Origin of the sequence: Flavihumibacter solisilvae, assembly GCF_000814475.1 — a bacterium.
Classification (GTDB): Bacteria; Bacteroidota; Bacteroidia; order Chitinophagales; family Chitinophagaceae; genus Flavihumibacter; species Flavihumibacter solisilvae.
The window spans coordinates 182452-198125 of record NZ_JSVC01000027.1 but is presented as its reverse complement, the minus strand read 5'-3'; the positions used below and the strand labels follow the sequence as shown (position 1 = coordinate 198125).

Annotated in this window: 10 protein-coding genes; 3 read left to right on the top strand and 7 right to left on the bottom strand. The window is 46.9% G+C overall.

The window, feature by feature from the left end; genetic code table 11:
- Nucleotides 1-76 precede the first annotated feature (76 nt).
- The 3 genes from OI18_RS21015 to OI18_RS21005 form a co-directional block, all read right to left on the bottom strand.
- Nucleotides 77-712 carry a M949_RS01915 family surface polysaccharide biosynthesis protein gene (locus OI18_RS21015; protein WP_039143645.1) on the bottom strand — a complete coding sequence of 212 codons (636 nt, stop codon included), beginning with the start codon at nt 710-712 and terminating at the stop codon, nt 77-79.
- A gap of 123 nt (nt 713-835) precedes the next feature.
- Complete coding sequence (locus OI18_RS21010; protein WP_205410085.1) at nt 836-1405, bottom strand: hypothetical protein; 570 nt, start codon at nt 1403-1405, stop codon at nt 836-838.
- Nucleotides 1406-2165: 760 nt separating this feature from the next.
- Nucleotides 2166-3305, bottom strand: coding sequence for a tyrosine-type recombinase/integrase (locus OI18_RS21005; RefSeq protein ID WP_052273455.1), 1140 nt, complete (start codon nt 3303-3305; stop codon nt 2166-2168).
- A gap of 682 nt (nt 3306-3987) precedes the next feature.
- Between OI18_RS21005 and OI18_RS24020 the strand changes: the two genes are divergently transcribed.
- The gene (locus tag OI18_RS24020; protein WP_052273454.1) at nt 3988-4557 is read left to right on the top strand and encodes a hypothetical protein; all 570 of its coding nucleotides are present in this window, start codon (nt 3988-3990) and stop codon (nt 4555-4557) included.
- An 802-nt stretch (nt 4558-5359) separates the two neighbouring features.
- Here the strand turns inward: OI18_RS24020 and OI18_RS20995 are convergent.
- From OI18_RS20995 to OI18_RS20980, 4 genes are all read right to left on the bottom strand, one after another.
- A complete protein-coding gene (locus OI18_RS20995; RefSeq protein WP_039143642.1) occupies nt 5360-6256 on the bottom strand; it encodes a hypothetical protein in 897 nt (298 codons plus the stop codon).
- 19 nt (nt 6257-6275) lie between these two features.
- Nucleotides 6276-6650, bottom strand: a complete 375-nt coding sequence (locus OI18_RS20990) for a hypothetical protein (protein WP_039143639.1) — start codon at nt 6648-6650, stop codon at nt 6276-6278.
- A gap of 415 nt (nt 6651-7065) precedes the next feature.
- Nucleotides 7066-8202, bottom strand: a complete 1137-nt coding sequence (locus OI18_RS20985; protein ID WP_152616907.1) for a hypothetical protein — start codon at nt 8200-8202, stop codon at nt 7066-7068.
- A gap of 223 nt (nt 8203-8425) precedes the next feature.
- Complete coding sequence (locus OI18_RS20980; RefSeq protein WP_039143635.1) at nt 8426-11734, bottom strand: S41 family peptidase; 3309 nt, start codon at nt 11732-11734, stop codon at nt 8426-8428.
- Between the two features lie 159 nt (nt 11735-11893).
- On the opposite strand from OI18_RS20980, the gene OI18_RS20975 reads away from it, so the two are divergent.
- Both OI18_RS20975 and OI18_RS20970 read left to right on the top strand, forming a co-directional pair.
- The gene (locus tag OI18_RS20975) at nt 11894-12310 is read left to right on the top strand and encodes a hypothetical protein (protein ID WP_052273453.1); all 417 of its coding nucleotides are present in this window, start codon (nt 11894-11896) and stop codon (nt 12308-12310) included.
- Nucleotides 12311-12679: 369 nt separating this feature from the next.
- The gene (locus tag OI18_RS20970) at nt 12680-15664 is read left to right on the top strand and encodes a SusC/RagA family TonB-linked outer membrane protein (RefSeq protein ID WP_039143705.1); all 2985 of its coding nucleotides are present in this window, start codon (nt 12680-12682) and stop codon (nt 15662-15664) included.
- The last annotated feature ends 10 nt before the right edge of the window (nt 15665-15674 follow it).

Here is a 15674-nt window from a genome sequence, read left to right as displayed (position 1 = left end):
AAAAGAAAATTGTGGTGGTTTTTTCGTCCACTCTAAGGTCGTTATACATAGGATACCATGTTAGCACCAGTACTTTTTAATAGTCATATAAGTATTGTGACCACAGTTCTTGGGCATATTTCAAAAACGATTTTGGCAAAGTCTGGAAGGAATGATCAGGAACAAACTTGCCACCATATTCTTTATCCTCCATACTAGTAGATGGTTGAGACGTGCCTCGAATTGCATATTTATTTGAACCTTGATGCAAAATTAATTTTAATGTTCTTGGACTAACATCACTAGCGCAAGTTGTTGAATACATTATCCAGGTTTCTGCAATACCGTTTTTGTCGATGTCAGTAATTCTTGTTGAACCGTCACGAAATTCTGCAATAACATCAAATGGACATAATTTCTCAAAGTCAGTTAATTTCCAGAGAACTGAATCTCCGTTTACTAGATGAAATGCATAAAGGCTCTTGTTTTTGTGTACGTCATCATCATTCATAGTAGCGGGCGCTTTCATCGGATCAACATTCACTTCTTTTCCTTCTGTAAGTATGATAAAATTGTCACCCAATTTGTCTTTCCATTTGATAGTATAGATTGGTTGACCACTAATTATTGATTTCTTGCCTAGAGTATCTGGATTGAATTTACTTAATACAAATTGACTGAGTCCAATCTTAGGAATCAGGAAGAATATGATGAGTGCTCGAATGTGGGGCATTGTATTGGTGCTAACGTTTAGGGATTGGCGAAGGCGGGCGCTTAGATCCTTGAAAATTCGCCTGGTTGTTGGCAGCCCGCTTTTGCCAATACCATGTTGTAGGCAGTTTTTTACTAGTTATTTTTATGAAAACTGAGACATATCTGTCAACTCATTTCCATCGTAGTCGAATTTATAAACTCGATCTTCGAAGTCTTTTGCTATGATTAAATTGTCAGTCAGTTTAAATGCCTGTTCTCCACTTATTGTTGTAAATATATCTGCTCCGCTTCTTTGCCAAAGTATTTTACCATCTACGTCGAGTCTGGATATTTCTAATTCGCCATGAACAATGTAATTATCTTGATATTTGTAAATTTCAAAACAAGTTGCTTGGTCTGCCCGTGTTTGCCATAGTAATATTAGGTCTGGAATCGACAAGCAAAATATACTGTCAGAACAACAAATTAATAGTCTTTCATTTTCATAAATAACAGACGTGCTATGAATACCAGTCCCGCCACCAATAGAGCCAATAATGGCGCTTTGTATTAAATTATTTCCCTTGAATACCTTGACACCTATCATTGTAGGAAATACATAGTTGTCTTTTTTGAAATGTACATGATCGTATAAATGAACGTTGTCATTGGAATGTTTGTCGAAAGTCTCGTCGCGATAGATTTCTATTTGATATTGGCCTACAGTCTGCATACGGGTCATTTAAATTGCCTACAACGTTAAGGTATTGGCGAAGGCGGCCGCTGAGTCTTTTATTTAAAACAATGATATGCCGCTTTTGCCAATATGTTGTTATGCGCCGGCTGCAGGGTCTTACACTTAGAGAATTTAATACCGGTCCCCGGTCGGGGGCTGGCCAATCGGCAAGATCCACCGTGTACACCCAACCGAGATTGCGGAAATCCCATTTCCGCAGTCGGTACATTATATCGGAATGTGACATTCATGGACAACTATAATTCTATTTTATATAGGGTGTTTTCACCCGCCAATTACCGTTATTTATGGATCAACACTGTGTCAATTTTCTTTTAGCTTTGGCTAGCCAGCGGGCGTCGCCGCTTCGCGAGCAAGCTCACAGCCGCTCCGCCGATGGCTAGCCTGGCAAACATAAATTTTACTAGTTAATTCCATTGATTGCCGCATTTGATAGCTGAAAATATTCACTGAATAATTGTATTAGAGACGCCATTCATTTTGTTACACAGAGGTCTGATCCAAGGACAGTCCCACGACTGGCGCCATAACGAATGTATTTACGAATAGTACGAAGTTTTTAATTCGCGATTGGACTTGTTTTTCAACTTGTAAGGTGATCGCTATTTGCATAGCGAAGTTGCGTCAATAAATTGGCAGGTTAATGCGCTATTTGTATTGCGCGGCCTCGGACAAAATGAGGTGGCTCTGAAATTCACCTGTTCACTTGCTGACTTAACCTCGAACCCCAAAATCATCATCTCCACTCTCTTCCTTTGAACAACTCATCAAGTGGATTGATTATCGCCACCAGGTCCTGTTTCTTCACATGTAGGTAGCGCTCCGTAGTCTCTATACTGAAATGTCCAAGAAGCTGCTTGATATAATGGATATCTATGCCCTTCTCTAGCAGGTGCGTCGCAAAGCTGTGGCGTAACACATGAAATCCTACTGATTTGAGGATGCCTGCCCGCTCTTTCGCCTGCTGAAACACCGCCTGCGCTGATCGGCTCGTGTAGGCCTGTCCGGGTCGGTCGCCTTCGAATAGGTATACAAGGGGCCGGGGATGTACCTGGGTCAGGTAGGCCCGAAGCACATCCAGTAACAATACACTTAAACCTACATAGCGGTCTTTCTTCCCCTTCGATTGCTCGACCCGGATCTGCATCCGGCCGCTGTCGATATCTTTTAGTCGTAAATTTACTACTTCGCTTACCCGCAGTCCTGCACTGTAAGCAGTAAATAGCAAGGCCTTGTGCTTGAGATTCTGTACAGCCGTGAACATCCGCTCCAATTCCCTCTCGCTTAATACTTTGGGCAGTTGGTGCGGTTTCTGAGGCCTGGGAATTTCAAGGAAGAACTTTTCCCTACTTAATACCTGCTCGTAATAGAATTTCAATGCATTTAACCGGCTATGGGCCGTATGCTCGCTCAACTTTTCTACTGTAAGCACCTGGTGTATGTATTCTTTAACCCCTTCGACAGAAACGACTTTCGCGGACCTGTCTCCAAGATGCTGAAAGTACTGGATAACCTCGTTCCGGTAGGTGCGGATCGTATTGCGACTATAAGCCTTCAACTGCAGCAACTGCAGGAAGCGGTCTAACTCAGCACGGTTCTCTGCCGACAAGCTGGCCGGGATTGGAAACAGGGGCAGTTCCCCACTTAAAGCAGCATCTATCGCAGCGAAGTCAAGATCTGCCTTTCCGGACAATAGCTCTTTTAACCGGGAATAGGCATGGTCCGAATAAGGAATATGCCAGCAGCGGCCCGCGGGTTCCCAACGTGCATCTGGCAATTGCCGGACCACGTTAACCAACTCCGCGTTAAAGGTGAAGTAAAGGCCTATATGCAGCCTTCCGGTGCGGTGATAAGGCCGCAAGACGATCTTTTCCATTTCCTCTCTGTTATTCGTTTACACAAGATCAGGCTGGCGGGCAGCGCTTCGCATCCTTAGTCACATGACCTGACCGATAATGGGGTAGGAGTGACAAGGATAAGGTGTTCAATTCCGGCGAAAAAATAGAATATTCCGGTCATTCCTGCAAAGGTGTTTTCCTTCTTTTTTGAGTTTTAATTACAGAAAGCAGATTACACCACTGACAGGGATATACGATCAGGTTTTAGCTGTACCAGGCGGTTGCCTGAACTATGCATAAACCATGTATTAACCATGTATTAAATATGCTATTTCAGAGGGGATGATACATGGATAATACATGGATAATACATGGATTATACATGCTTGGTGGATGAAGGGGTAATTGAAAAACGAAATTTTGGTCGGGAAAAACGAAATTTTGGCCGGTTTTTTCACTGCATAAAGGATGCAACTTCCCGGCTTTGCAGCTTTTTTGACTATCCTCCAAAACGGATTATTCCGCTTTTTGGTCGGATTATTCCCTTTTTTAGTCGGATTATGAAATAGTGCTTGTAAGATTCATTCTTGTTTTTTTAGTTATTCCTGATTTACCGCTAAAGAAGCGTCTCACAAGTTGAAACGGGAGGTGAGACCCCGCCAGGCTTCCTTCTGAAGCGGTTATCGTAATAAATTTTTTAATTCAATTAAATGAAAAATTATGGCCAAGGTTACTAAAAATCTCCTCGTGAAAGGAGCAAGCGGTAAGTTAGGTGATCAGTTCGTCTACAAACAAAGAGGCGACGACACCTTTATTACGCGTCTGCCGGAAGTCGACAAAGACGCTGAACCAACTGAGAATCAGGTAAGGGTCCGTGATCGGTTCGGAGAAGCTTCTTTATTTGCCCAGGGTGCAAACGCAAACCCTGAATTGAAGGCAGAATATGAAAGAAACCTCCCTTCGGGTAAGACCGCTTTCAATGCGGCCTTCCGGGATTACCTTAAAGCTCCGGTGGTGATAAGCATCGATGTCAGCAAATATGCCGGACTCCCAGGGTCTCCTATTGTTGTGAAGGCAAAAGACGACTTCAGGATTGCTGAAGTCAGTATAAGCATTCGAACGGCAACGGGAGAATTGGTCGAAGTGGGTAATGCAGTACTTAACCCGATCAACCGGAATAAATGGACGTACACGACAGTAGAAGATAATCCTGCATATGCAGGGGGTAGTGTCAGTGCAACGGCCAGGGATATCCCGGGCAATGAGGGTAGGATGGATATTACCCTTTAAAGAAATCCCCCCGGACTGCAGCCGGGGGATTTCCCCTTTGAATAGCTTCATTTTGATTTTCTGCCACTACTTCCGAATATATTTTCGCTTTACCGCAATTTTGATATAAAGAATCAAGTTAGAGAGGTCTTGTTGCGACAAGCTATCCTTATAGTAATGCTCATATGTTGAATTCCATACTTTGCCAACTTCTATGGCACGATGAGATAGGGAAGTACAGTCACTATGGTTTTAAATTTAGATCGCATTCTAATTATGTTGCTGGGCAATCCTTTTAAACCTTTTAATTAGATTGACGGTCATCACCAGGATTGTCGTCAGGATTATTGATTTAAGCAGCAGGGAATTGATCTTAATGATCCATAATGGGTAGGTAAGCATTTCTCCTTGCTTATAGGCATCTGCCGATGTCAACAAGTGCAAACTGAAAAGCTTGCAGTTGAGTAAATAGGTGAGAACTAATACAGGTAAGTATAGTAAAATTGTCCACCGAAATCCTGGAGAAGTTCTATTTCGCAAAACCAGAAGGCATAAAAAGATGCTCAATGGTATTGAAGAAAAAATGAGCCCGAAATTCGGATCTCCTACAAACAAAAAAGGAAACTTGCCAAAGAACGAGATCCTGTTTCCCGAAAAGTATGTAATCAGGCTAAGTGTCCATTGGTTAAAGTACTCGTATGCAAGCCTGCCAGCAATGTAAAACAATATTGTTGCTACAATCGTCCAGGCAATTTGCCTCTTCATCTTACTTGGCCTTTCTGGGTTCTCCAAACACTGTGATCTCTATTATTCTTTTCAGCGTTTACTGTTTCTGTACTTTGAAGATCTCTTTTAGTGTGTCCTGGTAGTTCGTATACTTATACAGGTTGCTATCTTTCAGTATGGAACCGAGCAACAAGTCGTTCTTCTCCTTTTCCGAACCGCCTTCCCGGTTTAAGCAGATGAGATGGAAAAGCAGGGTCTCGAAGTATTTGTCGAGATAATAGCTTTTATAACTCTGTCTGCCCTGGTCCTTGATAATATTCATTTCAAAATCCGTGAAGTAGAAGTCTGAATATTGATAGTAGGGCTGCCCGTTGAATTCAGGAAACTTATTTATATTCTCGTAGGCATTTTTGGTATTAGGCGGCTTAACAACATTCATGTATCCCCAGATCACGCTGTTGCAATCTTTCATGCAGCGTAAAAAGAAGATTCCTTTTTCCGTTTCGTCTTTGAATTTGTAGTCCTTGAGTTTGAAATCAACTTTTGCAAGATTAAAGGGTTGATTCTTGTTGCCTACTGCCGTAAACAGCATGCCGTAATAATTGTCAACCAGTTCATAAGCCGGGATCTCCGCAGCGTTAAGGCTGTCAATGAGTTTATTATTGTCAATCTGGTTTTCTTCCCGCAGGTTGTGGTTGATGGCCCTGATGATAAATATTTGTCTCAGGGTCTGGTCATCAGGCCGTGTCAGGTACTGTTGTGATAATAACTTGTTTTTTGTCGTGATGGTCTGAACAATAAAGTCAGTCGAATAGACCAGGCTTTCCGGAACATTTGCTTTGGCGTCTTTTAAAACTTCTTTTGTTGCTGTATTGCGGAACATAAAGTCTTTGTAAGTCTTGCCAAGTTCAATTAGCTTCTGGTTGATTTCCGCCTGGCCGAAAGTCAATGCCGTAATGCAGGATCCAAGCAGCGCTAAGACAGTTTTTTTCATAGTCGGTGATAATGATTGGTTATTCAGCTTCTGGAGTGTTTTCCTGTTCTGATGGGACCCAGTCATCGTAATTGCTTTTTAAGGCCCAGAGCATGGATAAAATGATCGCTGAAATCACTAGCCCAACGATTATTCCTACGAAAAGAAACAAAAGGAAGCAGCCGATAATGGCATAAATGCGGATAGCCACTTTCCGGTATTCGTCTTCATACAACTTATACCGGCTCAACTGCAGGCCGATCACAGAGGCCCAGATTAAAAGACTCCAGGAGATAATGCCCATTGCCGCCGAGGCTCCGGAATAATTAAATAGCAGGATGCACAGTAGCAAGCCTGTTACGGAAAGCAATAAAGCAATAATGGACGCGATCCGGATAGCTTTAGGTGAAAACATACATTTGGTTTAGGGGATTTAGACGCAGTTTTGTGGACAGCGCTTCGCAGCCTGAGTCACAACATGCCCGTAGGGCAGGAGAGTGAAGAGGATAAGGTTGCAAATAGATTCCGGGCGAAAAAATATAATAAAGCAGGGGTTCCTGCAACTGTTGGAATAGCGTTTCGTCTTATATTTTTTTCCTTGATATGAAATGCTTTTATCCACCTTAAAACCAAATTTTCCCGATTTTTTAACAGCTGAAACGGCGTCATCGCACCATCAGGCCAGCTAACGGCCAGCTTACACGGAAGATACAGGGAAGCAAACCAAACTTATTCCTAAGCTTGTCCCTACCTTCTCCCTAGTTACTTTTTGTAAAATTTTGAAACCCAGCGTAATACAAAAACTAGAAATTGCGGCACTCCGGCGCTTCTTATTCCTCCTTCTTCGCAGCGGGCCTTACGATCCGGATCAGCGCACTGCTGTTCTCGTTCGCAAACAGGCGGGCCTCGTAGCGCTTGTCGCCAACCTCGGCTACCATAAACGACGTATTAGGGGGAATGCTGCCCAGGTTCTCGGCTACCATCACCAGTTCATTGTCATCGCCAAGCTCGGAAGCGTCCAGCTTAACGATATAGGGCTGTTCGGTCAGGCGTATATGTTGCAGCAGCATTTTCCCATTGAGGAAAAGGGCTATCGAATCACCATCCACCTGCGCATTGTCGTAAAAACGGAGCTCAATGGTTTTGGCGGTAATGGGAATCACCGTCTGCAGTACATTCTTGCGGGAACTGAACTTTATTTCGTTGGCGGGGGGAGCCGCTTTTACAGTGGGAGGGGTCACGGGAGCAGTCACAGGAGCGGTCACTGGCGGCGCTGAGGCTGCTACCGGTTCAGAGGTCGCAGCGGGTGGAATGGAAGCCGAAGGCTGGCCCGATCCGGGAGCCGTAACAGCTGGCACGGTAGCCGGCTGGTGGGCCGTTAACGGCGGGCGCGCAGGGGACGCCTCTGGTGTACCCATTGGCTCCTCTGGCATTGGCGCAACCGCCACCAGGCGAACACTATCGATCAGCTGCGGGTCATTACCCCCCACGAAGTAATTGTCAATGATAAAATCCCATTCGTCGCGGAACAATGGCTTGTCCATCTTCACCAGGTGAACATTGCCGTTTTGCTTCTGCTTGTTGTCGCGGGAACTGCTCGTTCCGTCGAGGTACATTTCATCGGCACCCGGACAGTTAAAATCCGCAACCATCAGCTGGGCCTCGGGGTCAGCCGAAAAGGGCAATGGGCGCGATTTGGTCATTTCCTCCAGCAGCAGCTCGTCCCACCAGATCACCGCATTGGTATTGGGATCAAAATGGCCCTTTACACTATATCGCTTATACCTGTTCTTATTCTGGTAGTAATAGGCTACGCCAACCAGGTTGTCGCCGGATTTCACCAGCTTCACTTCGGCCTGTGCTCCCTTGATCTTACCCCGCCACACACCTGTAATCGTCTGGGCAGACAATAACCAGGGAAACATTAATCCCAATATCACCGTAATAATTCTCACAGGTATCGTCATATTAAAAAGTTTCAAAGCTAAGTAACGATGTTCCTTCAATTCTATTTCAATCAATTTCAAAGTAAAAAGTGAAAACTCCGGGAAGAAGTCTTCAGTGGACCTTGAGTGAACATCAAGTCGACATCAAGGGGACATAAAGTGGATGTGAAGAGTCGGTGCTGAGTAGAAAAAAAGAGGTCCCCCAACGGAGACCTCTTTGAATTTCTAATTTTGAAACCAGGACTCAGAACCCCTTCTTCGGCTCGCTGATGCTTTTCAGCATCTCCTTCACCGCAGTTTCAATCTGGGGATCGCGGCCATTCAGGAAGTCCTCGTATGTCAGCGGTACCCTGATATCCGGCTCCAGCTGCAAATTTTCTGTTGGCCTGTTCTCCTTGCCGATAGTTGCTACCATCGGAATTCCGAACACGATCGTGGGATCGATCTGCTGCTCCCACCATACTGCAGTTCCTGTTCCGGGTACCGGCATCCCGATCAGTTTGCCTACGCCATTCTGCTTGTATACATAAGGGAAGATGAATGCATCACTGTAGTTGCTCTCGCTCATCACCACGCAGCTGGGTTTCGCCCAGCGGCCCATGGGTTCGCCATCTTTCAGGCGATTGCCCTGCGGCGCGAAGTCGAGGTAGCGTTTGCCACTCAGGAAAGTGTACAGGTCGTCGTGCAGCCAGCCACCACCATTGAAGCGCGTGTCAACAATCAGCGCTTCCTTGTCGAAGTTGCGACCGAGCACAGCGTCGAAAGTATTCCGGAAGCTGCCGTCATTCATGCCCTGCACATGAACATAACCCACTTTGCCATTGCTCAGCTTGTTCACCATCGCTTCCATCTTCTTCACCCATCGCTTGTACATCAGGCCGGCTTCCTCACCGAACGTAATAGGCTTAACGGTTTCGTCCCACCGCGTGTTCGTAGCGGGGTCATATACACTCAGCAGGGTATTCTTGCCATCCTTCCTGTTCAGCAGGCTCGACCAGTCTTCTTTATCGGTAATGGCTTCACCGTCGATCTTTTCGATCACCATCCCCGCTTTCAGTTTGTTGGTTGATTTGTCGAGCGGACCGCCTTCCAGCACTTCTGTCACCTCCAGGCCGTTGCCACCTTTGGATTCGTCGTACAACAATCCAAGCGCCGCAGTCTGGTCGGGGTTATCCATTTTGGGGGAATAACGTCCGCCCGTATGCGATGCATTCAACTCACCCAGCAACTCGCTCAGCAGCTCCTGGTAATCGTAGTTGTTGCTGATATGGGGAAGGAACTTGGCGTAGTCAGCCTTCAGTCCTTTCCAGTCGAGTCCGTGCAGTTTGGGGTCATAGAATTTCTTCTGTACCTGCCTCCAGGTATGGTCATAAATATATGCGCGCTCTTTCTCCGCGTTCAGTACCATTTCACCATTGATGCCGATCGGGCTGATCTTGCCCTGGTCATCCACTTTTACCAGTGAACCGCGGTTCGTCACGAACAGCGTCTTGCCATCCTTGCTCATTTCAATGCCACTCGGCGTGCCACCGAGCTTAGCGAGGATCTTGGTTTCACGCGTACGCGGTTCCGTTACCCACAGGTCATAGCCTTTTTCGAAGGAAGCCAGGTAATAGATCTTGCTGCCGTCGGGCGTAATGGCGTAATCGGCAATGGAAGAGGAGTTAATGGTAAGCCTTGCCACCCGGTTCTCGAGGTTGTCGAGCAGTGGTGTAAAGGGTACTTTGGGCACAGCCTGTGCAGCGGGTGCCTTTTTATCCTTCCCGTTTTTTGATCCATTAGTTGCCGCTGCCGCCGCGTCTGCTGCAGCCTTTTCCTTCTCTTCTTTTTCCTTTTTGTCTTTCTCTTCCTTCTCTTTCAGCAATGCATATTCTTCCTTGTTCAGCTTGAACTTGTCGTACAGCTCCTGGTCAAGGAAACCGGCATAAATGTCAACCTCGCGGCTGCCCTGCATGGCGAGCGACTTCCGGCCTTCCTTCGAGCTGGTCCAGGTGATCACCTTCCCGTCCATGCTCCATTTCAAGTTGCCCTGGCCGAAACCGCTTTTCATCGGGTGTACAATGCCGTTAGAGCCATCGGATTTGATCATGGCTGCATTGCCGGTGAACCAGTTGCCTTCGCCATCATCGGAGATGATCCACTTGCCGTCGGGGCTCCAGTTGAAATTCCAGTCGCCGTCGGCGTATGAATAGTTCCGGCCTTCCGGCAACAGTACGCGGGTCTTCTTTGACGCCACATTATATACTTTCAGGATATTCCTTTCTGCAACATAAGCTACCTCTTTACCGTCAGGGGAATACTTTGGCTGGTATTCCTCTTCCGCAGTTGCGATCACCGGTTCTTCTGTAATAATGGTTGAAGCATAGAAATATGGCTCCTCCTTGCGGGTAATGGTTGAACGGAAGATGTCCCAGTTGTCGTTCCGCTCTGCCGCATAGATTATACTGCGGCCATCCGGACTCCATTCCACCATTCTTTCCTGCTGCGGTGTATTGGTGATCCTTTTCGTCTGCGTGCCTTCCACACTGGTTACGAAGATCTCCCCGCGCGTAATGAAAGCGATCTCTTTTCCATTGGGTGAGATCGCAAACTCGGTCACGTTACCATTGATAGATACGTTCTTTTCCACCCCGGCGCGACCGTCATTATAGATCTTCACATCCAGCTTCTTCGGTGCGGCACCGTCTGCGAGCGTATAAACCTCACCGTTATAGGAATAACAGAGCGTGTTCTTATCGCTGATGCTCAGGTGACGCACGGGGTGCGTGGTAAGCTTCGTCAGCTGCTGCTCGGCCATCTTATTCTTCACCGGCGCCTTGTAAATATTCTGGTTGCCATTCTTCTCGCTCAGGTAATACACAAACTGGTCGTCATTGCTGAATACCGGCTCGCGGTCCTCACCCTCATAGCCACTCACCTGGCGATAGGTATTGGAAGCCACATCCATGATCCAGATGTCGCGGGTAACCGCAGAATTGTGGTGCTTCCGCCAGGCATCCTCATAACCTTTCCGGTCCTGGAACACGATCTGCGTGCCCTTACTGTTGTAATGGGCATTTTCCATACCGGCGCTGGTGATCAGGATACTGCGTCCACCCGTAACCGGAACACTGTACAGGTTCAGGAACAGGCGCGGACTGTAAAAGCGGACATTCTTTTCAGGGATGCTCCGGGCACTGCCGAAGATCACCTGGCGGCCATCGGGCGAAAAATCGTAGGGGTAGTCCGGCGAACTGTTGTATGTCAGCCGGGTCGGCGTGCCGCCTGTTGCGGGCATCGTATACACGTCGAAATTACCATGTCGGTCAGACGCAAAAGCGATTGTCTTGCCGTCGCGGCTCCACACGGGCATCATATCATGCGCTTCGTGGATCGTTAACGGAACGGCCACACCACCGGCTGCGTCAACACGGTAGATGTCGCCTTTATAACCGAAGGCAACGGTTTTGCCGTCGGGACTTATCGCAGGGTATCGCAACCACAGGGGGGCTTCCTGGGCACTGGCGAGTCCGATGCCGGATGCCAGGGCAAGCGCGGTTAGAAGGGCTTTCATATTTTCAGCTGTTTAATCCTTAAAGTTAGGGGCAGCCGGTTTTATTTTGGCCGCAGGAATTCATCACCGTTCGAAATTGCTTATGAATGGCGCAGCAAAGTTTAAACAAGGTTTGGCCGGGGCGGAAAGGAGTGGGAAATTCAAGTAACAAAACCTCGTATGGCCCATCCCAATCCCGAACTGATCGGTGCGCTGCGGGAAACAGCGCGCAGGCTCAGGGGAGGCGTATACTATGCCTGGGGGCACCATGGCGGCTGCAATTGCGGAAACCTCATCCAGGTGGTTACAAATCTCAGTAAAGAGGAGATCCTGGCTTATGCGCATCACGGCACAGGCGAATGGTCCGAGATCGCAGACTCTTATTGCGGCGTCACCAATGCCCCACACAGCCTGCTCATGCACAAACTGGAGCTGATCGGGCTCACCCCTGTCGACATCCATAATCTTGAATATCTCGAAGACCGCGAGGTGCTGCAGGCACTTCCGGGGGGCTTCCGCTGGCTGAAGAAAAACCGGCGCGAAGACGTGATAGAATATATGGAAGCTTTTGCGGGCGTGTTGGAACACCAATCGTAGTGGTTTGCGGGGAATTTTGGATCAAGATAAGCGCAGAACCATTGATAGTTAATTATTTAAGCGTCCAAAAAAAACTTTGTTAAAAAGCAAAAAAATCTATGTTTGCATAAAAATATGTACTTTGTACACACAATCGATTGCGTGGGCAGTCATTGTGCATGATTCAGGTATGCTGATTATGTGAAAGTCAAGCAGCGTTTGACTTTTTTACAGTGCCTTTGAAGTTGAAATACTGGTGAGCAAGCGGCTGATTAGATGCTGAAAATCAACGGGGGGTTGAGCTCGAAAGAGCAAGTGAGGGAGTTGCAAAAAAGACTATATAAACTTTTTATAAACCGTCACGAAAACCAAAACCAAAACTCAACAATTATGATTGCTGCATTGCCACGTTGGGTAAGGGGGCTATCAGTCCTTTTACTTATGCTGTTTCTAGGCTCTGCCGTTCAGGCACAGGAGCGGGTAATCTCAGGAAAAATCACAGACTCAAAAGACGGCTCACCAGTGGTGGGAGCGACGATCGCCGTAAAGGGATCGACACAGGGCGTGTCGACCGGAACGGACGGCCGTTTCACCATTTCAGTTCCCCAAAGCGCAACCGTACTGGTGATTTCATCAGTTGGTTTCGGCAGTAAGGAAGTGAACATCAGTGGGCTGACTGAAGTTGCAAGTACACTAACCGCTACGAACGCCGACCTTAACGAGGTGGTTGTGGTAGGATATGGTACTGCAAGGAAAAAGGACATTACCGGGTCCGTTGCATCGGTAAAAGCCAAGGACTTTAATAAAGGTGTAGTAACTGCGCCCGACCAGCTCCTCCAGGGAAAGGTTGCGGGTGTACAAATTCTTAACAACAGTGGTGCACCCGGCGGCGCCACAACTGTTCGTATCAGGGGTAACGCCTCTATCCGTTCAGGTAACCAGCCGTTGTACGTAGTTGACGGAGTTGCACTCGACGGACGTACAGCAAGACCGGGAGTAAACGCAGGTGGCGTAGGTAACCTGCCTACAACTAACCCTTTGAACTTTATCAACAACAACGACATTCAGTCCATGGAAGTGTTGAAAGACGCTTCTGCGGCCGCTATTTACGGATCCCGCGGTTCCAACGGTGTAATCATCATTACTACCAAAAAGGGTACTGCCAGTGGTCAGCGTGTTGATGTAAATGCCTCTGTAGGTGTGAGCAGCATTATGAAGCAGCTCGATGTGCTCGACGGAAATGAATACAGGGATGCATTGTCTAAATACAACCTCACTTCCGGCGACTATGGCTCCAACGTTGACGCCATGGATGCTATTACACGCAATGCGATCACTCAGAACTACAGTGTTGGTGTTTCAGGTGGTAACGAAAATGGTAAGTATCGCATTTCTGCGAGCTATTTCAACCAGGAAGGTATCCTCCTGAAATCCGACTTTAAAAAGTACACTGCGGGAATGAATGGTTCTTTCAAGTTCCTCCAGAGCAAGAAACTGGGACTTGATTTCAACGTTACTGTAGGGCACAATACGGAGAATGCAGTACCGGTTTCAAACGATGCCGGATTTACCGGAAGCCTCGTAAGCCAGGCGCTGCAGTGGAACCCCACGCACCCGCTCATGAAGAAAACAGCTACAGGTGATTCCATCTATATCATTCCACAATTTGGTAATACTGCCATCAACCCGCTGGCAATGTCAGAAGCGTATGATGATATCTCCAATACTTCAAACATTCTCGCTTACATAGCACCTTCTTACAAAATCACCGAAGGCCTCGATTATCGCTTCCTGTATTCAATTAACCACCAGGTGAGCAACCGTAAGAACCAGCTTAGGAGCTGGATTAACCTCGATGGTGTACAGGGACGTGGCCTGGCCAATATCGCGAACGGTTCATTAACTACCACACAACTTACGCACACCCTGAACTATACGAAAACATTTGAAAATAACCTGACACTTACTGCTCTTGCGGGTTATGAGTACATGAAGTTCGTAAACAGGGGTGAAGGCCAGTTCGGGCAGGACTTCGCGAACGTGTCGACTCCTTATTATAACTACATGCAGTATACTACACAGGGTTCCCGCCAGATTTATTCTTACGACGGAACTTCTGAACTGCAGTCATACTTCGGCAGGGTGATCCTGAACTTCAAAGACAGGTACCTGTTCACCGGAACTTTCCGTGCTGACGGTTCCAGCAAATTCGGTGAGAACAACCAATATGGTTACTTCCCTTCACTCGCACTTGCATGGAACATGCACAACGAAGAGTTCATGAAAGGAAGCAGCATATTCGACCAGTTGAGGATCAGGGGTAGCTGGGGACAGACCGGTAACCAGGAATTCCCTGCATTTGCTTCACAGGAAATTTACACAGCTGGTCAGCAGTCATTCAACCGTTATACACTGGAAAATAAGGACCTGAAATGGGAAACCTCTACAGTGATCAATGCGGGTGTTGACTTCTCTATCTCTAAAGGACGTGTTTACGGTTCAGTAGAATACTTCAACAAAAAGACAAAAGATATCCTGTTCGACCGTGACCTGGCTGACCCGGTTCCAGTTGGTAATGCAGCAACCTGGGTTAACCTTCCCGGTCAGATCATCAACAGTGGTGTAGAAGCCGCATTGAATGTACTGGTGTTCAGCAACAAGGACTTCAGCTGGGATATCGGTGCAAATGCAACCTTCCTCGATAACAAGCTTACTGATTTTGGTCAGATCGTAATTCCGACAGGTGGTCTGCACGGTCAGGGTATCTCCGGTACTACCATTCAGCGTTTCGTGAATGACCAGCCGCTGAACGTTTACTATGTTCGCGAATTCCAGGGAATTGATAAAGACGGCCAGGCTATCCTGAAAGATGGTGGCGCTACAAAATGGTACCTCGGCGATCCGAACCCGGATGTTCTGCTTGGTATCACTACCAATCTGCGTTACAAGAAGTTCAACCTGGAAATCAGCATGAACGGTGCATTTGGTCATGAGTTGTATAATAACACGGCAAACACAGTTCTGCCGATAAGCAACCTGGGTAACAGGAATATCTCCAAAGACCTGATGGATCTCAATCCGCTCGAAGCTACTTCAAGCCCGATCACAGCGTCTTCACGTTACCTCGAGAAAGGTGATTACATGAAGCTCTCCAACGCTACCCTGAGCTATGCCCTGGGTAATGTGGGATCTGTTTTCAAGAACTCAAACATCTATCTCACTGGTCAGAACCTGTTTGTAATAACTGGCTTCTCAGGATTTGATCCTGAAGTAAACGTAGATAAGAACGTTGCTGGTCGTCCTTCATTTGGTATTGAGTATGCTCCGTACCCGACTGCAAGGAATATTATTTTAGGGGTAAACTTTTCATTCTAATTAAAAAATT